Source organism: Komagataeibacter diospyri (assembly GCF_006538165.1).
GTDB classification, from domain to species: Bacteria; Pseudomonadota; Alphaproteobacteria; order Acetobacterales; family Acetobacteraceae; genus Komagataeibacter; species Komagataeibacter diospyri.
This window is the reverse complement of sequence record NZ_BDLU01000056.1, coordinates 1-19,543: the sequence shown is the minus strand read 5'-3', so window position 1 is coordinate 19,543 and position 19,543 is coordinate 1. Positions and strand designations below refer to the sequence as shown.

Annotated in this window: 24 protein-coding genes, 1 tRNA gene, 1 other RNA gene and 1 pseudogene; 13 read left to right on the top strand and 14 right to left on the bottom strand. The window is 63.7% G+C overall.

Annotated features, from left to right (window positions below; translation table 11 throughout):
• Positions 1-22 precede the first annotated feature (22 nt).
• Entirely contained in the window at positions 23-1,477 is a 1,455-nt protein-coding gene (locus MSKU9_RS13030) for an AMP nucleosidase (RefSeq protein WP_141261839.1), read from the top strand.
• Positions 1,478-1,715: 238 nt separating this feature from the next.
• On the opposite strand, the gene MSKU9_RS13025 is transcribed toward MSKU9_RS13030, so the two are convergent.
• From MSKU9_RS13025 to MSKU9_RS13005, 5 genes are all read right to left on the bottom strand, one after another.
• Positions 1,716-2,531, bottom strand: a complete 816-nt coding sequence (locus MSKU9_RS13025) for a TIGR00282 family metallophosphoesterase (RefSeq protein ID WP_141261838.1) — start codon at positions 2,529-2,531, stop codon at positions 1,716-1,718.
• A gap of 14 nt (positions 2,532-2,545) precedes the next feature.
• Positions 2,546-3,157 (bottom strand): 5-formyltetrahydrofolate cyclo-ligase, encoded by a 612-nt coding sequence (locus tag MSKU9_RS13020; RefSeq protein WP_141261837.1) that lies wholly within the window; start codon positions 3,155-3,157, stop codon positions 2,546-2,548.
• 9 nt (positions 3,158-3,166) lie between these two features.
• Positions 3,167-3,325, bottom strand: a non-coding RNA gene (ssrS, locus tag MSKU9_RS13015) — 6S RNA.
• Positions 3,326-3,334: 9 nt separating this feature from the next.
• Entirely contained in the window at positions 3,335-3,676 is a 342-nt protein-coding gene (locus MSKU9_RS13010; protein ID WP_141261836.1) for a cell division protein ZapA, read from the bottom strand.
• Between the two features lie 5 nt (positions 3,677-3,681).
• Positions 3,682-3,945: a hypothetical protein gene (locus tag MSKU9_RS13005; RefSeq protein ID WP_141261835.1), complete on the bottom strand. Its 264-nt coding sequence runs from the start codon at positions 3,943-3,945 to the stop codon at positions 3,682-3,684.
• A 56-nt stretch (positions 3,946-4,001) separates the two neighbouring features.
• On the opposite strand from MSKU9_RS13005, the gene MSKU9_RS13000 reads away from it, so the two are divergent.
• A complete protein-coding gene (locus MSKU9_RS13000; protein ID WP_227002495.1) occupies positions 4,002-4,469 on the top strand; it encodes a hypothetical protein in 468 nt (155 codons plus the stop codon).
• Positions 4,462-5,097, top strand: coding sequence for a thiamine phosphate synthase (thiE, locus tag MSKU9_RS12995; RefSeq protein ID WP_141261834.1), 636 nt, complete (start codon positions 4,462-4,464; stop codon positions 5,095-5,097). The genes MSKU9_RS13000 and thiE overlap by 8 nt, the downstream gene beginning before the upstream one ends.
• A 93-nt stretch (positions 5,098-5,190) precedes the next feature.
• Here the strand turns inward: thiE and epmA are convergent, their stop codons facing one another.
• Entirely contained in the window at positions 5,191-6,210 is a 1,020-nt protein-coding gene (epmA, locus tag MSKU9_RS12990; RefSeq protein WP_141261833.1) for an EF-P lysine aminoacylase EpmA, read from the bottom strand.
• 50 nt (positions 6,211-6,260) lie between these two features.
• Here epmA and MSKU9_RS12985 point away from each other — a divergent pair, with 50 nt between their 5' ends.
• The 6 genes from MSKU9_RS12985 (at position 6,261) to MSKU9_RS12960 (ending at position 11,847) form a co-directional block, all read left to right on the top strand.
• Positions 6,261-7,319, top strand: a complete 1,059-nt coding sequence (locus MSKU9_RS12985; RefSeq protein ID WP_141261832.1) for a lysine-2,3-aminomutase-like protein — start codon at positions 6,261-6,263, stop codon at positions 7,317-7,319.
• A gap of 85 nt (positions 7,320-7,404) precedes the next feature.
• Positions 7,405-7,971 (top strand): elongation factor P, encoded by a 567-nt coding sequence (efp, locus tag MSKU9_RS12980; protein WP_010510155.1) that lies wholly within the window; start codon positions 7,405-7,407, stop codon positions 7,969-7,971.
• A gap of 108 nt (positions 7,972-8,079) precedes the next feature.
• The gene (locus tag MSKU9_RS12975) at positions 8,080-8,901 is read left to right on the top strand and encodes an inositol monophosphatase family protein (protein WP_162851956.1); all 822 of its coding nucleotides are present in this window, start codon (positions 8,080-8,082) and stop codon (positions 8,899-8,901) included.
• Between the two features lie 72 nt (positions 8,902-8,973).
• Positions 8,974-9,798 (top strand): OmpA family protein, encoded by an 825-nt coding sequence (locus MSKU9_RS12970; RefSeq protein WP_141261831.1) that lies wholly within the window; start codon positions 8,974-8,976, stop codon positions 9,796-9,798.
• A gap of 12 nt (positions 9,799-9,810) precedes the next feature.
• Positions 9,811-10,857: a flagellar motor protein MotA gene (locus MSKU9_RS12965; RefSeq protein WP_141261830.1), complete on the top strand. Its 1,047-nt coding sequence runs from the start codon at positions 9,811-9,813 to the stop codon at positions 10,855-10,857.
• A 27-nt stretch (positions 10,858-10,884) separates the two neighbouring features.
• Positions 10,885-11,847 carry a peptidoglycan -binding protein gene (locus MSKU9_RS12960; protein ID WP_141261829.1) on the top strand — a complete coding sequence of 321 codons (963 nt, stop codon included), beginning with the start codon at positions 10,885-10,887 and terminating at the stop codon, positions 11,845-11,847.
• A gap of 200 nt (positions 11,848-12,047) precedes the next feature.
• On the opposite strand, the gene MSKU9_RS12955 is transcribed toward MSKU9_RS12960, so the two are convergent.
• From MSKU9_RS12955 to MSKU9_RS12945, 3 genes are all read right to left on the bottom strand, one after another.
• Entirely contained in the window at positions 12,048-12,638 is a 591-nt protein-coding gene (locus MSKU9_RS12955; protein WP_370685931.1) for a tetratricopeptide repeat protein, read from the bottom strand.
• 121 nt (positions 12,639-12,759) lie between these two features.
• Positions 12,760-12,885 (bottom strand): type B 50S ribosomal protein L36, encoded by a 126-nt coding sequence (gene ykgO / locus MSKU9_RS12950; RefSeq protein WP_003617324.1) that lies wholly within the window; start codon positions 12,883-12,885, stop codon positions 12,760-12,762.
• A 98-nt stretch (positions 12,886-12,983) separates the two neighbouring features.
• Positions 12,984-13,919, bottom strand: a complete 936-nt coding sequence (locus tag MSKU9_RS12945; RefSeq protein ID WP_141261827.1) for a hydrogen peroxide-inducible genes activator — start codon at positions 13,917-13,919, stop codon at positions 12,984-12,986.
• 126 nt (positions 13,920-14,045) lie between these two features.
• Between MSKU9_RS12945 and MSKU9_RS12940 the strand changes: the two genes are divergently transcribed.
• The 4 genes from MSKU9_RS12940 (at position 14,046) to MSKU9_RS12925 (ending at position 16,710) form a co-directional block, all read left to right on the top strand.
• A complete protein-coding gene (locus tag MSKU9_RS12940) occupies positions 14,046-14,588 on the top strand; it encodes a peroxiredoxin (RefSeq protein WP_141261826.1) in 543 nt (180 codons plus the stop codon).
• Positions 14,589-14,717: 129 nt separating this feature from the next.
• On the top strand, positions 14,718-15,245 hold the full coding sequence (locus tag MSKU9_RS12935; protein WP_141261825.1) for a carboxymuconolactone decarboxylase family protein: 528 nt from the start codon (positions 14,718-14,720) through the stop codon (positions 15,243-15,245).
• A 138-nt stretch (positions 15,246-15,383) separates the two neighbouring features.
• Positions 15,384-15,460: transfer RNA gene (locus MSKU9_RS12930), tRNA-Asp, on the top strand.
• A gap of 152 nt (positions 15,461-15,612) precedes the next feature.
• The gene (locus MSKU9_RS12925) at positions 15,613-16,710 is read left to right on the top strand and encodes an NADH:flavin oxidoreductase/NADH oxidase (RefSeq protein WP_141261824.1); all 1,098 of its coding nucleotides are present in this window, start codon (positions 15,613-15,615) and stop codon (positions 16,708-16,710) included.
• A 98-nt stretch (positions 16,711-16,808) separates the two neighbouring features.
• On the opposite strand, the gene MSKU9_RS12920 is transcribed toward MSKU9_RS12925, so the two are convergent.
• The 5 genes and pseudogenes from MSKU9_RS12920 to MSKU9_RS18850 form a co-directional block, all read right to left on the bottom strand.
• On the bottom strand, positions 16,809-17,627 hold the full coding sequence (locus MSKU9_RS12920) for a fructosamine kinase family protein (RefSeq protein WP_141261823.1): 819 nt from the start codon (positions 17,625-17,627) through the stop codon (positions 16,809-16,811).
• Positions 17,624-18,100, bottom strand: a complete 477-nt coding sequence (locus tag MSKU9_RS12915) for a low molecular weight protein-tyrosine-phosphatase (RefSeq protein WP_141261822.1) — start codon at positions 18,098-18,100, stop codon at positions 17,624-17,626. Before MSKU9_RS12915 ends, MSKU9_RS12920 begins: the two co-directional genes overlap by 4 nt.
• Positions 18,101-18,667, bottom strand: coding sequence for a gluconokinase (locus tag MSKU9_RS12910; protein ID WP_162851954.1), 567 nt, complete (start codon positions 18,665-18,667; stop codon positions 18,101-18,103). It lies immediately after the preceding gene.
• A complete protein-coding gene (rpiA, locus tag MSKU9_RS12905; protein WP_141261821.1) occupies positions 18,664-19,368 on the bottom strand; it encodes a ribose-5-phosphate isomerase RpiA in 705 nt (234 codons plus the stop codon). Before rpiA ends, MSKU9_RS12910 begins: the two co-directional genes overlap by 4 nt.
• Before the next feature lie 96 nt (positions 19,369-19,464).
• Positions 19,465-19,543: pseudogene (locus tag MSKU9_RS18850) on the bottom strand (6-phosphogluconolactonase); the annotation flags it as partial.

Genomic DNA, 19,543 nt, shown 5'->3' with positions numbered 1-19,543 from the left:
CAGGCAGACGGAGAGACCCGCCATGGATACAGCAGACCTCCTGCAGCAGGTCGGACGTGACTTCCAGCCGTTTGATACGGCTGACGCCGCCGTGGCCCGCATTACCGAACTGTATGACCATGCGGGCGAACTGGTCCGCCACGCCTTCACCACCCGCGACACCACGGGCCTTGCGGATGCGGTCTATCCCTACCTTGCTTTCATGCCGCAGGCCGCCCTGCCACCCGATGGCCCCCGTCCCCCCTTTGACGTAGTGCTGGAGCCGGGATTTTACGGCACCACCCTGACCCGGCCCGCGCTGTTTGCCGATTACTGGCGCGAACAGATCGAAAGCCTGCTGCGCCATTACAGGACACCGGTCATGGTCGGGCTGTCGAACCAGCCGATCCCGCTGCCCTATGTGACGGAAGAAGCGGTCACGTCGCTGACCGAATCCGACCTTGCATGGATCCAGTCGCATTTCGCGCTGCCGGACCTGCATGTCACCGATGATTCGATCGCCAACTGCGATTACATCCCCCGCCCCGGCGTACCCCGGCCGCTGGCGCTGTTTACGGCGGCGCGCACCGATTACTCGCTGGCGCGGCTACACCATTACACCGGCACCGCCCCACGCCATTTCCAGCGCTTCATCCTGCTGACCAATTACCAGCGTTACGTGGATGCATTCCGCGAATACGGCCATGCGCAGGTGGATGCGGGATCGGAATACACCACCTTTGTCGAACCAGGCGAAATCATCCATACCCGCGACACCCCGCATACGGCCACCCATGCGGGTCAGAGCCTGCCGCAGATGCCCGCCTACCACCTGTGCCGCCCCGATGGGGATGGCATCACGCTGATCAATATTGGCGTCGGCCCCGCCAACGCCAAGACCATTACCGACCACCTTGCGGTGCTGCGCCCGCACTGCTGGCTGATGGTGGGCCACTGCGCGGGACTGCGGCGCAGCCAGAAGCTGGGGGACTACGTGCTGGCGCATGGCTACCTGCGAGATGACCATGTGCTGGATGACGACCTGCCACCATGGGTGCCCGTGCCCCCCATTGCCGAAGTGCAGGTGGCGCTGCAGGACGTGACCGCGCGCGTGACCGGCCTGCACGATGCCGAAGTCAAGACACGCCTGCGCACCGGCACGGTCATGACGACGGACAACCGCAACTGGGAATTGCGGCTTGGCGCGCTGTTCACCCGCATCAACACATCCCGTGCCATTGCGGTGGACATGGAATCGGCCACGATCGCAGCCAACGGGTTCCGTTTCCGCGTACCCTATGGCACGCTTCTGTGCGTATCGGACAAGCCGCTGCATGGGGAACTGAAGCTGCGCGGCATGGCCAATGCCTTCTACCGTGAACGCGTACGCCAGCATCTGGTGGTGGGGATCGAAACCATGCAGCAGTTGCGCGCGCAGGGTGTGGACCGCCTGCATTCGCGCAAGCTGCGCGGGTTTGACGAACCGGCGTTCCGGTAACCGACGACAGGGACAGGACAGGGCTGCTGCCACACCCTGCCCGAGGCGCACGTTTCCTCAGGGCACTGCCCTGAAACCCGGCAAAGGTCACCTGCCTTTGCAAACCTCTTTTTTGGGATCTGCTTCACAAGGCAGTCCGCAGGAAGTTTCTGGTGAAGCTTTTTTAAAAAGTTTCAGAAAAATGCTGCCTTTTTGAAAAAGGCAGCCCCAAATTTTATTCCCATCAGTGATGTATACGTTAAAAATCCGGCAGTGTCGGCGCCAGATGACCACCCTGCCTGATCGGAGCCATGCGACGGGCAAGGCCGGTGGCATCATCAGTTTCAACCATCATGCCCGCGATGCTGGCGTCCCCTTCGGCGGGTTGCAGACGGTCACCAGGCATCTTGCGCACGAAACGGGCGATGGCCGCGTCCTTGCCCATACCGATCACGCTATCATAATCACCACACATGCCCGCATCGGTCTGGAACGCGGTGCCACCCGACAGAATCCGGTGGTCCGCCGTGGGCGTGTGTGTGTGGGTGCCGATGACCAGCGAGACCCGGCCATCAAGGAAATGACCCATGGCCCATTTCTCGCTCGTGGCTTCGGCATGAATATCCACTACGGCGGCATGCATGGTCACACCCAGACGGTGGCGCGACAGGATATCGGTAACGGAGCGGAACGGGTCATCCATCGCATCCATGAACTGGCGGCCCATGACGCTGACAACCAGCGCCTTGCGGCCATCCACCAGTTCCACCACCACGCTACCCTGCCCCGGCGTGCCGGGCGGGTAGTTGGCGGGACGGATGATGCGGGGTTCGCTGTCAATATGGCCAATCAGGTCACGACGGTCCCAGCTATGGTTACCCAGCGTGATGACATCGGCCCCCGCTTCAAGCAGGTCACGCCCGATGGCGGGCGACAGGCCAAAACCATGGCTGGCGTTTTCCCCGTTTACCACCACAAGGTCGAGTGCAAGATCGCGCCGCAGGGTGGGCAGGCGGGAAATAACGGCCTCGCGCCCCACGCGCCCGACAATGTCACCCAGAAACAGTATTCTCAAGAAAACAGCCTTTGTTACCGTGTACGCCCGTCGCCACGACACCGGATCCATTCGCGTTCGGTCACGATCGCGGGCAATGCCACATCATACAGGCCGGTCGGAATACATGTCACTTCCTGAAAGGACAGGCCAAACCCCACCGTCCGCGCACGCGGCAGGCGTGCGAGCGTGCGGTCGTAATATCCCCCGCCATATCCCAGCCGCATGCCACGCCGGTCAAACGCCAGCAGCGGCACGCACACCACATCAGGCTGCATGGGAGGACCATCAGGATGAAAGGTGCCATAGCGTCCGGACTGCATGGGACAGTCGGGCTGCCAGCGGCGAAAGACCAGAGGGTGCCCGCGTGGCGGCGTTTCCGGCAGGGCGATGCACAGCCCGTCCGCATGCAGGACCTGCATGACCGGGCGCAGGTCGCTTTCCCCCGGCAGGGGCCAGACCAGGGCGATACAGTCCCCTGCCCCGGCCATGCCACGCAGGCCACGCACCATACGGTGACACAGGGCTTCTTCCGCACCGGCGCGGGTGGGGCTGGTTGCGAAAGCCTGCCGGTGGTGCGTCATCTGGTGGCGCAGGGCCTGTTTGGCACGCACGACAGGCCACGATTCGGGATCAAGAGAGGTCATGAAAACATATACGGAGCCGCCATGGCCGTTGGTCGGATCAGCCCTCCCGGACCTGCTGACGCAGGTGGGCGCCAGGTAACGTGACCACGGTCACGACAGTGCCAGCTCCCTAGGAAGTGCTTATCGGCCCAGGGGTTGAATCATGCCTGACGCACCCGGCAGCCCCGCCCCTGCAATCTAGTCTTCTTCCATCGCGGCTGCAATGTTTTCCGCACGTTCAGCCAGATGCGCCAGCTGATCGCGGCGGCGTTCGTTCTCGATCCGCGCCTGACGGCCCGCCGCCAGTTGATGGGCGGTATCGGAAGACATCTTTTCCGCCGTAAGGTCATGGATTTCATCAGCCATCAGCAGGGCGGCAAGGGCCAGCAGGCGGCCTTCACCACTATGGCCACCCAGTTCGCGGATGCGGTCGATACGCCGTTCCACTTCCTGCGCCATGGCCTGCAGGTGCTTTTCCTGCCCTTCCTTGCAGCCCACGGCATAGGAAAAGCCGTTGATGCGCACGGTCACCTGACTCATGGCCGTTATTCCTTCCCGCTGTCAGCTTCGTCTTCGCCCAGCACGTCACGCACGCGGGCGATCAGGACATCTATATTGGCCGCCAGCGCCTGCACGTCCACCTCTGGCCCGGACGGACGGGCGATGGACGCCAGTTCCGCGCGCCGGTCAAGGGCGAAGGCAATACGGTTCAGGGCGAGTTCAAGACGATCCACCGGGTCCTGCCCGGTCTCCGAGGAGGAAGGGGCGACTTCCTGCCCCGGTGGCATGATAATATCAGACACGTTCATCCTTTCCCTCGTTCCTCCCCTTGAACTGATCGCGCGGTGCGGTTTCAACGTCAAGCATGATCGACAAACATGACCATTCTATGCGCCCTGCCCCCTGCGTCACCATTTCCTGCGCGCATGACCTGGGACTGGTCATGGCCATGGCCGCATCGTTACGCGTGAACTGCACCGTGGTTTCCCCTCCAGGTGCCGGATGCGTCATGGGGGTACCATGGTGGGTGGCGCTGGTGACGGACTGCCCGCTGCCCGCCCTGCTGGATTGCGGGCAGGCGGCGGGCCATGCCGCAGCAGCCCTGCGCGCGGGACTGGGTGGCGTCATCGCGCATGTACCTGCGGCACAGCACCGTGCCCTGGTGTCACTGGCGCAGGTTACGGGCGGGCACATCATGGCGCAACGCCCCGCATCGCTGGACCTGCCCCTGCGCGGCGCCGGGCATGTTCTGGAGCAGTACCTGCGGGCACATGCCATGCCGGGGGCTGTTCGCCATCCCGATGGTGGCATAGGATCAATCCGACATGACTGATTGCCAGCTTTACCTCATCACCCCCGAATCGCTTGATCCGGCGGCGTTCGCCCCCCGTCTGGCCGAGGCGCTGGACGCAGGCCCGGTTGCGGCCGTGCAACTGCGCCTGAAAAACGTGGATGATGACACGATCCGCCGTGCGGTGGACGTTCTGCAGCCCGTGGCCCATGCGCGTGACGTGGCCTTCATCATGAATGACCGGCCCGACCTTGCCGTCGCCTGCGGGTGTGACGGGGCGCATGTGGGCATGGACGATACGGATGTGGACACGGCCCGGCGCATACTGGGTGACGGACTGCAACTGGGCGTTTCGTGCTACGACAGCCGCGACATGGCCCTGCGCGCGGGTGAGGCCGGAGCCGATTACGTGGCGTTTGGCGCGTTTTTCCCCTCCCCTTCCAAGGAAACCGAAATCCGCGCCGATCCCGCCCTGCTGACATGGTGGAGCAGCATGATCGAACTGCCCGTCGTGGCCATCGGCGGCATCAATCCCGATAACTGCGCGACACTGGTGCGTGCGGGGGCTGATTTCCTGTCGGTCATCAGCGCGGTCTGGTCCCACCCCGATGGGCCGGGTGCGGGAGTACGCGCCATGAACGCGGCAATCTCGGCGGCGGAAACCATTTAAAAAATAACAGAAGTTTTTGGGTGCCGCCTTTTTCTAAAAAGCAGCGTTCTTCGAAGCTTTCTGACAAAAGCTTCACCAAAAACTTCTTGTTCTTCAGCCTTCCCCCATCCACTGCACATCACTGATCCGCCCGGTGCCTGCCGCCAGCATCACCAGCCGGTCAAGACCAAGGGCGATCCCCGCGCATGGCGGAAGCTGGTCGAGTGCAGACAGGAAGGCTTCATCCACCGGCCAGTCCAGACCGGCTTCATCGGGATAAAGCGCCAGCCGCCGCGCACGGTCGGCCTCGAAACGCTGGCGCTGTTCGGTGCTGTCGGTCAGTTCCTCGAACGCATTCGCCAGTTCGATCCCGCCCGCATACAGTTCAAAACGCAGCGCCACGCGCGGATCCGCCGGGTCACGGCGCGCAAGGGCCGCCTGACTTGCCGGCCAGTGGGTCAGGAAGGTAGGGCGCGTACGGCCGATATGCGGCTCGATCCGCGCCATCATCAGGCGAAAGAACAGGTCTTCCCATGTCTCGCCCTGCCGCAGGTCGCAGCCTGCCGCACGGGCAAGGGATACGGCATCCCCCTCGTTCGCCAGAATGTCCACACCGGCGTAGCGATGGAATGCATCCGCAACACGCAGCCGTTCAAAGGGGGCATTGATACTGATGTCATCGCCGCCAGCCCTCACAACGGGCGGCAGGACGCCACGAAGCAGGGTTTCCGTTTCGTCCATCAAGGCAGCTAGCGTGGCGCCGGGGCGATACCATTCCAGCATGGTGAATTCATGCGCATGCAGCCTGCTGCCTTCCGCATTCCGCCACACGCGGGCCAACTGGTACACCGGCAGGCCGGTAGCCGCCACGATCCGCTTCATGGCGAATTCCGGGCTGGTGTGCAGCCATAGCGGCTGGCGGGTACCATCCGCACCCGCCCGTTCGGTGCGGAACACCTTCAGGTGGACTTCCTCACCCGGAGTCGGCACGGCATAGGGGGTTTCCACCTCCACATACCCACGCGCGTCAAAAAACGCCCGGACGCCACGCAGCACGAGGTTACGCCGCAGCAGGAACGGCAACCGGTCGGCAATACGGGCGGAATCGGGATGGGGAGCGATAGAATCGGGCATGGGCGGGATCTCCGGTTGCAGCGGACAGGCGGGCGCAGTACAGCCCCGGCATGGCATCATCGGTCAATCCCCCCACGCGCACGCTGCGCACCGTAACGGACCTGCTGGAAGCAGGACTGGTTACCCCCACGCAGGTCCCGGCGCTGGAACAGGTGGCCCGGCAGTACGCAACCGCCATCCCGCCTGCATTTGCCGGATTGATCGAAAGTCCCGATGACCCGATCGGGCGGCAGGTCATACCTGACGTTACGGAATGCCATACAGACCCGACGGAAAACCCCGACCCGATCGGAGATGACGCCCTGTCCCCCGTACCGGGAATCGTGCATCGCTATGCCGACCGCGCGCTGCTCAAGCCGCTGCTGGTCTGCCCGCTGTACTGCCGTTTCTGCTTCCGGCGCGAACATGTCGGCCCCGGCGGGGGCGTGCTGGATGACGCGGCCCTTGAACGGGCGCTGGACTGGCTGCGCACCCATACCGACATTCATGAAGTCGTGATGACCGGGGGTGATCCGCTGATGCTGTCCCCGCGTCGCATGCGCGCGATCATGACGGCGCTGGAGGGAATGGATCATATCCACACCATCCGCATCCATTCCCGCGTGCCGGTGGCCGACCCCGCGCGTCTGAATGACGACATGGCAGATGCGCTGGAAACCACGCGTTCCATATGGCTGGTGGCGCATGTCAACCATGCCCGTGAACTCACCCCCTCCGCCCGCGCCGCCATCCGCCGCGTGCAGGCACGCGCGATTCCGGTGCTGGGCCAGTCCGTGCTGCTGCGCGGGGTCAACGACACACCCGAAGCGCTCGAGGCCCTGCTGCGCGCACAGGTGGCCGCCCGCATCCGCCCCTATTACCTGCACCAGCTTGATCCCGCCCCCGGGACCGCGCGCTTTCATGTGCCAATCCGTGAGGGGCAGCGCCTTCTGGCCGCCCTGCGCGGGCGGGTGACGGGCATTGCATGGCCAACCTATGTAATTGATATCCCCGGCGGTCACGGAAAGGTGCCCATTGCCCCCGATTACCTGCATACAGGTCCGGACGGCGCCCTGCGGGTGCGTGCGCCCGATGGCACAATACACCGGCTTGCACGCGAACCCGGCTGAAAAGACAGCCCGCAACCTTGCCCTGACGCGCGTGGGGCGCTAGAAGCCGAACCGCCATACTTCCCACAACCATACAGGGACCACCATGAAGCAGCAGGCAAACCTGATCCGCGCCGGACAGGTTATTGAGCACGACGGCCGTCGCTGGACGGTCCTGAAGCAGCAGATCATCACGCCGGGCAAGGGCGGTGCATTCATCCAGGTGGAGATGCGCGACCTCAAGACCGGCAACAAGACCAACGAACGCTGGCGCACCGCCGACACCGTTGAGCGCCTGATGACCGAGGAGAAGGAATACACCTACTCCTACATGGACGGCGACAACATCGTGCTGATGGACCCCGAAACGTTCGAACAGCTGATCCTGCCGCTGGACCTGCTGGGTGACCAGGCGCCGTTCCTGCAGGACAACATGACGCTGGTGCTGAACCTGGTCGAAGGCGATCCGGTTGGCGTCGTCCTGCCCGCGCAGGTCACACTGGAAGTGGTCGAGGCCGACCCCGTGGTGAAGGGCCAGACCGCAAGCTCGTCCTACAAGCCCGCGCGCCTGTCCAACGGTGTCAAGACCATGGTGCCCCCCTTCATCGAAGCGGGTGAGCGTATCGTGGTCCGCACCGAGGACAGCACCTACGTCGAACGCGCCAAGTCCTGACCATCCACCAGCCCGTGCCGGGGTGTCCCCATCCCGCACGGGCCGGTTTTTCAAACCCCCGACCCTCCGTTCCACCGCACGAACCAGACAGGACCGATCACCGTGGCAATGCGACTCTCTCCCCATATGACGGTGATGCAGAACGCTGCCCAGAAGGCTGCACGCCGTCTTCTGCGTGACTTCAACGAAGTCGAGCAGCTTCAGGTCAGCATCAAGGGCCCTGGCGATTTCGTGTCGCAGGCCGACCTGCGGGCCGAAACCGCCATCCGCGAGGAACTGGCGCGCGCCCGCCCCGGCTATGCCTTCCTGATGGAAGAAAGCGGTGCCTCGGGGAATGAGGGGTGGACGTGGCGCTGGATCGTCGATCCGCTGGATGGCACGACCAACTTCCTGCACGGCATCCCGCACTGGGCCATTTCGATCGGCCTGCAGCGCCGCCTGCCCGATGGCACGATCGAGATCGTGGCGGGCCTGGTGTACAACCCGGCCGCCAACGAAATGTTCTGGGCCGAAAAGGGTGTGGGGGCGTTCCTCAACGACCGCAGGCTGCGCGTATCCGCCCGCCGGTCGATGAACGAGGCCCTGTTTGCAACCGGCATCCCGTTTGCCAGGGTTTCGGCCCGCAACCGCCTGTCGTTCGCGCGCACGCTGGGCGCGCTCATGCCGCAGGTAGCTGGTATCCGCCGATTCGGCGCAGCTGCGCTCGACCTCGCATGGGTCGCGGCGGGGCGTTATGATGGCTACTGGGAAATGGGCATCAAGCCGTGGGACTGCGCGGCCGGCATCCTGCTGGTGCGTGAAGCGGGTGGTTACGCCACCGATCCTGAAGGCATTGACCTCAATGACCTTGGCGCCTCCATCGACGCGGTCGCGGGCAACCCGCAGCTGCATGGACCGCTGCGCGAACTGGTGGCCAGCAGCATCGCCTGATGTCCGGGGGCGCGGGTGTGACCCGTTTGCCGATTGCGCCCCCGCCCGTCGCCCGGTAGCCTGCCGGACACGATGCAATACATATCCTCCCCTTTTCACCGCCGCTCCCTGCGTGGGCTGATCGTACTGGGCGCCGTGGCAGTCGGGCTGTCCGCCCCCATTGCTGGTGCCCATGCGCAGGTTACGACCAGCAGGAATGCACTTGATGCGCTGGGCGCGCCACGACGCCCCGCCATGCTGCCCGATGGCGGCAGCATGTCCGCCTCCCCCACCGGCACCACGACCAGCACGACAACGGGCAACGGCAACGTGGCGGGTGCCAGCGGCACTGGCGGCAGTGCCACCGGAGATATTCCCGGCAGCCACGCGCCCGCCACGGCCATTGCATCGCCTGCGGCCATCGCCTCCCTGCCACCGGTCGCGACCCAACCGCCCGCCAATCCCGTCCTGCGGCCACCGGAACTGCATGTGCCGCAGCATCCCTTTCCCATGCCGCCCGAGGTCAAGGCCGACCCGCAGGCGCGCGGGCGGGCGGAACGGATTGCCGGCGGTACGCGCCTGCACTTCACCACGCAGTCAGCGGATATGAATTCACGCATGATTTCGGCGCTGCAAACATTTGCCACAGTCATGCAGAAGCTGCCCGACCAGCACATCAGCATCGCGGCCTACGGCGAAGGCCGCGCCGATGATCCGTCCACACCCCGCCGTGTTGCGCTGTCGCGCGGGCTTGCGGCCCGTTCGGTGCTGCTGCACGCCGGTATCGCACCCACGCGTATCTATGTCCGCGCGGTGGGCCTGCCCGATGAAAATGCGCACGGGGCGGGCGCGGATTGTATTGACGTCACCCGTTCGGGTGTGGTGGCCTCAAACGCTACAGGCTCACCTTCGCGTTAAGGAAACCACTGCGTGACACGACCGACCACCTATCTTGTCCGGGTTCTGCTGTTCCTTCTGGCGGTCGGGGTTGTCACAGCCCTGCTTTCCTCCACACTGTATCAGGCCTTCTGCAACAATCCCTATCTTGATGGCCTGATCATCGGCATCCTGCTGCTGGGCATCGGGTGGAACATTTCCATGATCCTGCGGCTGATCCCCGAAGTCCGCTGGGTCAACATCCTGCGCCACCCGCGCGAAGGCCTGACTACCCCGCCGCCGCCGCGCCTGCTGGCCCCCATGGCGTCCATGCTGGCCACGCATGACAAGGGGCGCAGGCTGACCCTGTCCGCCCCGGTCATGCAGTCGCTGCTGGACAGCCTGTCGGCGCGCCTGGATGAAGGACGCGAACTGTCACGCTACCTGACCGGGCTGCTGATCTTCCTTGGCCTGCTGGGCACGTTCTACGGCCTGCTGCTGACAGTTGGCTCCATTGCCGACGTGATTGGCAACATGTCGGTAGGGAGCGGGGACACTACCGTCATGTTCGACCAGCTCAAATCCGGGCTGGCGGGTCCGCTGCATGGCATGGGCACCGCGTTTTCGGGGTCCATGTTCGGGCTGGCGGGCGCGCTGGTTCTGGGTTTTCTGGATCTTACGGCAGGACAGGCACAGACGCGCTTCTTCAACGAACTGGAAGAATGGCTGGCCACCATCACCCGCCTTTCGGCGGGCGGGCTGCAGGTTGGCGGCAATGACGCCAGCATTCCGGCCTATGTGCAGGCGCTTTTGGAACACACCGCCGAAAACATGGAAAAACTCCAGATCCTGCTGGCCCGCAGCGAGGAAACCCGTGCACAGGAACAGCGCCTGCTCACCGCGCTGAACGACCGTCTGGCGCAGCTGGCGGACAGCCGGGGCGAGGAGCACCTGCAGGGCATCGAATCCCTGCTGGCCCGGCTGGTGCAGGAATCCGCCGCGGGACGGGAGCAGATCGCAACCGACATTCGCAACGACCTGCGCCTGCTTGCACGCACCATCGCCGCAAGCGCCCCCGGAACGAACCACTCCGCTTCCTGACCGTATCCCAAGGCTGAGGTTCATCCCATGGCGCGCCGTTCCCGTCGCTCGATCCGTTCCGAACTGAATGCATGGCCCGGCTATGTTGACGCACTGTCAACGCTGCTGATGGTCATCATATTCGTGCTGCTTGTTTTTGTGCTGGGGCAGGCTTTCCTGTCCGTCACACTGAACAAGCGCCAGCAGGCCCTTGACCAGCTTGAACGCGAGGTGGCGAAGCTGGGGCAGATGCTCTCCCTTGAAAAAAGTCATACAACATCCCTGCAGGGCGAGGTCGCCAGCCTGCACAAGGCGCATGATGCCGATGTAGCCACCGCGACATCGCTGACCGCGCAGCTGAACCAGCAGACCAGCGAGCGCGACAGTGCGCAGGCCCACGCCACGGCGCTGGATGACCAGGTGGCGCAGCTGCGCGCGCAGTTGGCCGCCATCAGTACCGCACTGGAAGTGACCGAGAACGAGGTGCATGACCGCGACCAGAAAATCAGCAATCTGGGCATGCAGCTGAATGTGGCGCTGGCGAAAAAGGTCGAGCAGCTACAGCAGTACCGTTCCGAATTCTTCGGTCGCCTGCGCAGCGTGATGCAGGACCACAAAGGCGTGCAGATTGTCGGCGACCGTTTCGTGTTCCAGAGCGAGGTCCTGTTCCCCGTCGGCAGCGCCGAGCTTTCACCGGAAGGAGCGGCGGAAATCAAGGTACTGGCCAAGACCCTGCGTCAGGTGGCAGCCCAGATCCCATCCGATGTACCCTGGATCCTGCGCGTGGATGGCCATGCCGACCGCCAGCCGATTCACACCGCCTTCCCCAGCAATTGGGAACTGTCATCCGCCCGTGCCATTACAGTGGTCAAACTGCTGATTGCCGAAGGGATCGACCCGCACCATCTGGCCGCAACCGGCTTTTCCGATTACCAGCCGCTGGACCACGGCACATCACCCGAGGCCCTTGCCCGCAACCGGCGCATCGAATTCCGCCTGACGGATCGCTGATCCACCACGGACGGCACATGGCGACAGGCCACCTCTGGCGGCCTGTCGCTGCATTCCTGGATCAGGAACGCGGTCCTTGCCTGCTGCAGTGCCACGATCTGACATGAAATAATAAAAGTTTCCGGATGCCGCCTTTTTTCAAGAAGGTGGCGTTCCCCTGAAGCTTTTTGAAAAAAGCTTCATCAAAAAACTTCTTAAGATCAGGTGGGTTGCCCGAAGGCCTTCAGGCGCAGACGCTCTGTTTCATGGCCTGCGTCTGGAATGGTGGGATCAAGCTGCAGCACATGCTGCCATGCTTTCCATGCCGCCTGCCAGTCGCCACGCTGCTCCTCGGTATCTTCAAGGATCTTCCAGGCAGTCACGTCGCGCCCGTCATGGTGCAGTGCGACGCCAAGATCGGCTACCGCGCCATCGGGATTGGCTGCGGCCAGACGGGCCTGCGCACGGTTGCGCCACAGCACCTCCACCTCCGGCTGCAGCAGCAGGGCATCATCCATGTCCTGCACCGCATCCAGCGGGCGCTGGGCGTCAAGATCATCCTGCGCGCGCTTGAGCAGCAGGCTGGTGGTGGGGGCAAGGTCCTTCTGGCGTATCTGCTCGATCCGGGTCAGCAGGTCATGTGCGCCACGGGCGGTTGAAGCATGCGCCAGTTCGGTTTCCAGATCATCCAGCGACGGCTCGGCATCCGCCTTCCCCCTGCCGGGGGGATGGCCGCCTATGGCGGCAGGACCGGCGTGCTGGTCCACCCCGTGCGACGGCAGGGCGGCATGGGCCTGCAGGCTGTGTCCCATCAGGATCACGGCCAGAACCATGGGTACGCACGAAAAGCCACGAAAACAGGTTCCTAAAAACCTGCCTGCGCAGCTTTGCGGCTGTTCAAAGATGAACCTGACGGTCAAGGCCGTCCGGCAATCAGCCCTGACGGGCCTTCATGCGGGGGTTCTTCTTGTTGATGACGTAGACCTTGCCACGGCGACGGACCACACGGCAGTCCTTGTCCCGAACCTTGGCCGATTTCAGGCTGTTTCTGATTTTCATGATCCGACCCTCGACTAACGGCGGAATACCGCCAAAGAGGCGCCCGAATACCCCTGCCTGCGCCAAGAGTCAACTGGCGGGCCGGATTCTGGCGTCATTTACAGGCGTAAAATCGTATCTGTGATCGAATCCGGCACGAAAAACGGGGCAATGGTCTGGAAATCGGCGGTGCGGGGCGACCGGGGCCGCCATGCCAGTCCGATGGTACGCCAGGCCTGCGCGCCGGTCACCGGACGCACCACCACATCCTGTCCCGTCATCAGCGCGGATTCGACCGCAAGCCGGGGCAGCAGCGCAAGACCCATGCCCGCCGCAACCATTTCCACCATGGTGTACAACGAACTGACGGTACATTCCGCCTCGTCCTCCGGCTGGGTCCAGCCCCGGACCTGCCGGCACATGGCCAGCGCCTGGTCACGCAGGCAGTGCCCATCCTCCAGCAGGATCATCCGCTCATGCATGATGCTGCGCACCGGCACGTCCGGCAGGTGCGCCAGCGCATGGTCGCGCGGCATGACCACCATGAAGGGATCGCGCCACAGGGGCAGCGTCTCGCTATCGGCGCAGTCACACGGCATGGCCAGCAGCACGAGATCCAGTCGCCCTGCCGCCAGCTTTTCCATCACGTTATGGGTCATGTCCTCGTTCAGCGACAGGCGCAGCTGCGGATAGGCTTCGGGCAGGCGGCGCACCAGTGTCGGCATGACAAACGGGCCGATGGTGGGAATGACGCCAAGGCGCAGCAGGCCGCTCATCGGCTCGCGGGAGGCCACGGCCACGTCCAGCACGTCCTGCAGCGCCTCCAGTGCCGTGCGGGCGCGCACGACCACCTTGTCCCCCAACGGGGTGAACACGACCTTCTTGCCCACGTCACGGTCAAGCAGCCTGACATCCATCTGGCGTTCAAGCGCCAGTATCCCGGCGGACAGCGTGGACTGTGTCACCGCGCACGCCTTTGCCGCCCGGCCGAAATGGCGCAGTTCGGCAAGGGTGACGAGGTACCGCAACTGCTGTGCGGAGGGCATCGGAAGCATCGATAATTCCGATCATGCATATGTAAATTATTCAATGGCATGATAGCATCACTCCCGGCATAGATACAGCCCGCGGGGCGGCGCGCCCGTCCCGGCCATATATAACCCCAACAGGAGATCACCCTGATGCTGACAGTCGGTGACAAGTTTCCCGCCTTTAACCTGAGCGCCGTTCCCGGTGGTCCCGAAGGCCTCAAGGGCGATTTCGTCCAGATCACGGATGAATCCAACGAAGGCAAGTGGAAGGTCGTCTTCTTCTGGCCGCTGGACTTCACCTTTGTCTGCCCGACCGAAATCGTGGCGTTCGGCAAGCTGGCCGGTGAATTCAAGGACCGTGACGCGGTGGTTTACGGCGTATCGATCGACAGCGCGTTCGTACACCTGAACTGGCGCCTGAACCATGCCGAGCTGAAGAACCTTGAAATCCCCATGCTGTCCGACATCAAGCGCGAGCTGATCGAAAGCTGTGGTGTGATGGCCCAGCAGGCAGGGGCCGCGCTGCGCGCCACCTTCATCGTGGACCCGCAGGGCATCATCCGCCACGTCAGCGTCAATGACCTGTCGGTTGGCCGCAACCCGCAGGAAGTCCTGCGTATCCTTGATGGCCTGCAGAGCGACGAGCTGTGCCCGTGCAACTGGAAAAAGGGCGACGCCTTTCTCAAGGCCTGATCCCGCACGACCGGCTGTCCCGCACCATGCGGGGCGGCCACGCCGCCTGTCCCGATCCGTGTCCCGCCCGCAGGGATCGGGACAGGTGGCGCACCACCATCACGCACTGGCAACACACGGAACCCGTCCATGTCCATCGACTCCCTCAAGGCTGCCCTGCCCGACTACGCCAAGGACCTGAAGCTGAACCTTGGCTCCCTTGCCAATGACTTCGTGCTGACGCCGCAGCAGCTGGGCGGCACGTTCATCGCGTCCGCCATCGCATCACGCAACCCGGCGGTCACACACGCCCTGGTGGCGGAATACGGTCCGAAACTGTCACCCGAAGCCCTGCAGGCCGCACGCGCGGCTGCCGCCATCATGGGTATGAACAACGTCTATTACCGTTTCGTGCACCTGGTTGGCGGCGATTACGAAAAGATGCCAGCCCGCCTGCGCATGAACGTCATTGCCAACCCCGGCGTGGACAAGGCGGATTTCGAATTGTGGGCCATGGCGGTCTCCGCCATCAATGGCTGTGGCCTGTGCATGGAAAGCCATGAACGCCAGCTGCGTGCAGCAGGCATCACGACCGAACAGATCCAGGCCGCCGTGCGCGTCGCCGCAACCGTACATGGCGTGGCCGTGACGCTGGATGGCGTGGAAATCCCTGCCTGATCCGTCCTGGTTACAGACAAAACGCCATGAACATGAATGTCATGGCGTTTTTTTTTGCCTGCCCTGTTGCCATGACGGGGCCAGCCTGTTATTTGCCCTTTCACCGAACGGTTGCAGCCCCGCGGGGCGGTAACGGATGCGGGTGTAGCTCAGTTGGTTAGAGCGCCGGCCTGTCACGCCGGAGGTCGCGGGTTCGAGCCCCGTCACTCGCGCCATTTTACGGTGCATTCCTTTACAATAAAAATCTGATGCCTGATCGGTTTCCACTGAAACCTGTCCTGCCGTTTCAGCATGACCGCATGCATTGCGTCATGCCGCCAACATGCCCAGTCTGTGGCCAGTTTCCCGCATGACGGAGCCAACGGGCATGACCGATCTATTTTCCCCCTATACCCTCAAGGGCGAGACCCTGCGCAACCGTATCGCCGTGTCCCCCATGTGCCAGTACATGGCGCGCGATGGCATGGTGAATGACTGGCACAATGTGCATTACCCCACCCTTGCCCGTGGTGGCAGCGGGCTGGTTGTGGTGGAAGCCACCGCCGTATCACCCGAAGGACGCATCACGCCAGGCTGCCTTGGCCTTTGGAATGATGCGCAGGCCGAAGCCTTCCGCCCGCTGGTGCGCGCCATGCGCGACGCGGGGGCCGTACCGGGCATCCAGATCGCCCATGCAGGCCGCAAGGCCAGCGCCAACCGCCCGTGGGAAGGCGACGACCACATCGTCGCCGATGACCCGCGTGGATGGGACACCATCGCCCCGTCCGCCATTGCCTTTGGCGATGGCCTGTCCAAGGTGCCCCGCGCCATGACGATGGCCGACATAACCCGCGTGCGGCAGGACTTCGTAGCCGCAGCGGTGCGTGCGCGTGACGTGGGATTTGGCTGGCTCATGCTGCATTTCGCCCACGGCTATCTGGCGCAGAGTTTCCTTTCCCCCCATTCCAACCAGCGTAATGACAGTTATGGCGGCAGCCTTGAAAACCGTGCGCGCTTCCTGGTGGAAACCCTGCGCGACGTGCGCACCGTCTGGCCCGAGGACCGGCCGCTCAGCGCACGTCTGGGCATGATCGAATTCGACGGCCACGACGAACAGACATTGCAGGACGCCATTGCGGTCGCGAAGGTCTTTCGCGAATCGGGTCTGGACTTCCTTGATGTCAGCATTGGCTTTTCCACGCCCACGGCAAAGATCCCCTGGGGGCCGGCCTTCATGGCCCCGGTCGCCCAGCGCGTGCGGCACGAAACCGGCCTGCCGGTCGCCACAAGCTGGTATCTGGGCACCGCCCCCGCCATTGACGGGCTGGTACGCGAGGAAAAGATCGATCTTGCGATGATCGGTCGCCCCTTCCTTGAAAACCCGCACTGGCCGTATGCGGCGGCACGGGCGCTGGGACGTGAGGACGCGGCATGGGTTCTGCCCGCACCCTATGCCCACTGGCTGGCGCGCTACCGTTCCGCATGATTGATGAATGATAAAAAGTTTTCGCGTGCCGCCTTCTTGAAAAAAGGCGGCGTGCTTTAAAGCTTCTGCAAAAAGCTTCACCAAAAACTTTCTGCGTCCTACATCCCGGCATCATTCAGATACTGTGCCACCATAGGCCGGTAGGTTTCGCCAAACAGACGCAGGTGAACCAGCGCGGTCCACAGGCGGTAAATGGCGAAACGGACCTCATACCCGCGCTCCAGCCCACCATGGCGGGCATAAAATCCGGCAGGCGGCTGGCTAAACACGCCCGGCGTGGCAAGGTCGACCTCGGCATGGCCATAATAGCAGCATGGATCAATCAGCCCCGTCACATGCTGGCCCGATACCAGCACGTTCCCGCCCCACAGGTCACCATGCAGCAGGCACGGCGCGGGGGTTGCGGGCAGCAGGTCAGGCAGGCGGCGCATCAGGTTTTCAAGCTGGTGGGCAAGGTCGATGGGCACATGCGCCAGATGCACGCCGATACGCTGACGCGCCCAGAAATCAGGCCATGTCGCCGTCCAGTCATTGCGCACTGTTACGGAGCCAAAAGCATAGTCCGCGGACCAGCCATAACGGGCATTGTCCCTATCGGGCCGTCCCGAGCGTACACGCGAAAGCACACGTGCCAGATCGTCCCAGCATCGGGACAGGCGGCCATCGGCGGGCAGGTATTGCAGCACCAGCGCGTCTTCATCCACCGCCAGCACATCCGGCACAGGCGCGCCCGTCTGACCGAGGGCCCGCAGCATGGCGGCCTCCGCCACAGGGTCAGGCCCATGCTTGACCACGACCCTGCGTCCATCATTCAGGTAGACCAGCAATACCTGCGCCACGTCACCCCCGGGCAGCGGATGCCAGTTCCACAACCCTGCCCCCAGCAGGGCCGCACCGTGCCGGGCAAGGCGCGTCATGGAGTGTCGCGCCGCAGTTTTTCCACCAGCGCCGTAGCACCCGCCGTAACGTCGCGCCATGTAATGTCAAACCCGCTGGCGTCCCCGTAATACGGATCGGCCACGGCATGGCCTTTACGTTCGGACACATGGTCCAGCAACAGCGAGACCTGCGCCCGGCTGCCCGCCGGTTTCATGTCCATCAGATGCGCAAGGTTGGCGTGATCCAGTGCAATGATGTGGGTAAAGCGGTCAAAATCTGCCACTGTCACCACCCGCGCACGATAACGGGTGATGTCGATGCCATGCCTGCGGGCAACAGCGCAGGCCCGCCGGTCAGGGGGCGCGCCTGCATGCCAGTTGCCCGTCCCCGCCGAATCGACCATGACCGGCAGTCCCGCCCGGTCGGCAGCCGCGCGGAATGCGGCCTCCGCCAGGGGGGAGCGGCAGATATTGCCCATGCAGACAAACAGGACCGCATGCATATCGGTCATCTATCCCTTTTCGGGAGTATGTTCGGGGAAACGCTGCCGCAGCAGGCCGATGGTCTCGGCAATCAGGTCGGCAGGGGTTTCTTCCAGATGCACGACAACCGGGTGTTCATCAGCCATTGGTGGCTCCAGCGTGGCAAGCTGGCTGGGCAGCAGGCTGGGCGGCATGTAGTGCCCGCGCCTGCGCTGCAGGCGTTCGGCCAGAACATCCTCGGGAATTTCCAGATAGACGAACACGACATCCGCCGCCCCGTCCGCCCGCAGCAGGTCGCGGTACGACCGCTTCAGCGCGGAACAGGTCAGGATTCCCCCCTGCCCCGACGCCACGCGACCCAACAGCCATTCATGGCATGCCTGCAGCCATGGCAGACGGTCCGCATCAGTCAGGGGAATACCCGCCGCCATCTTTTCCACATTGGCGCGCGGATGCAGCATGTCGCCTTCCTGATAGGGCCAGCCCAGCAGGTTGTGCAGCCCTTCCGCCAGCGTGGTCTTGCCGCAGCCCGACACACCCATGATGACCAGTACCTGCGGCCGGATGCCCTGGTCCTGCAGTTCCCGCCCGGTCATGCCGCAACCAGTTTCTGCAGTCCCGTGGCGGTCGCCACGATCACTTCGGATGTCCGGCCGATGAACAGCCCGGTCTCGATCACACCCACGATCGGCGCAAGCTGCGCCTGCAACTGCGCGGAACTGGCGATTTCACCGAAATGACAGTCAAGGATCATGTTGCCCCCATCGGTTACGAACACGTTGCCGCTACGGTCCATACGCTGGGTGATCCGCGCGCCCAGCGCTTCGATCTGCCGCGCCGTGGCGGTCCAGCCAAAGGTCGCGACCTCCACCGGCACGGGCACACGTGCGCCCAGCCGGTCAACCAGTTTGCTGTCATCCACCACGACCACAAATTTGCGTGAGGCAGCAGCCACGATCTTTTCACGGAACAGCGCCCCGCCCAGCCCCTTTATCAGGTTGAGCGAACCGCGTTCCACCTCATCCGCGCCATCAATATCGATGTCGATCTGCGGATGGGTTGCGAACGTCACCAGCTTGATCCCGTGCGAGCGCGCCTGCTCGGCCGAGCGTTCGGATGTGGGAATGGCGGCGAAACGCAGCCCTTCTGCCCAGCGACGGCCAAGTTCCTCGATCATGAAGGCCGATGTGCTGCCCGAGCCAAGGCCAACCACCATGCCTTCCCTGACCATGTCGGCCGCCTCGATCGCTGCCTTGCGCTTCAGTTCTGCCCGTGGGTCCGCATTCTGGGTGGACATGCGCTGCTTCCTCTCCTGCGGGGCATCCCGCCATCGGGTGCCCCGTCGTTTTTATTGAACCGTGATCCGTATCGCACAAACACGATACCGTGCCACTTATTGTCCCGCCGCCGCCTTGTCCATAAGCCAGATGAGTTCGCCCTCGGTCGTGATGTGGCTGGCGGGTTCCGCCGGA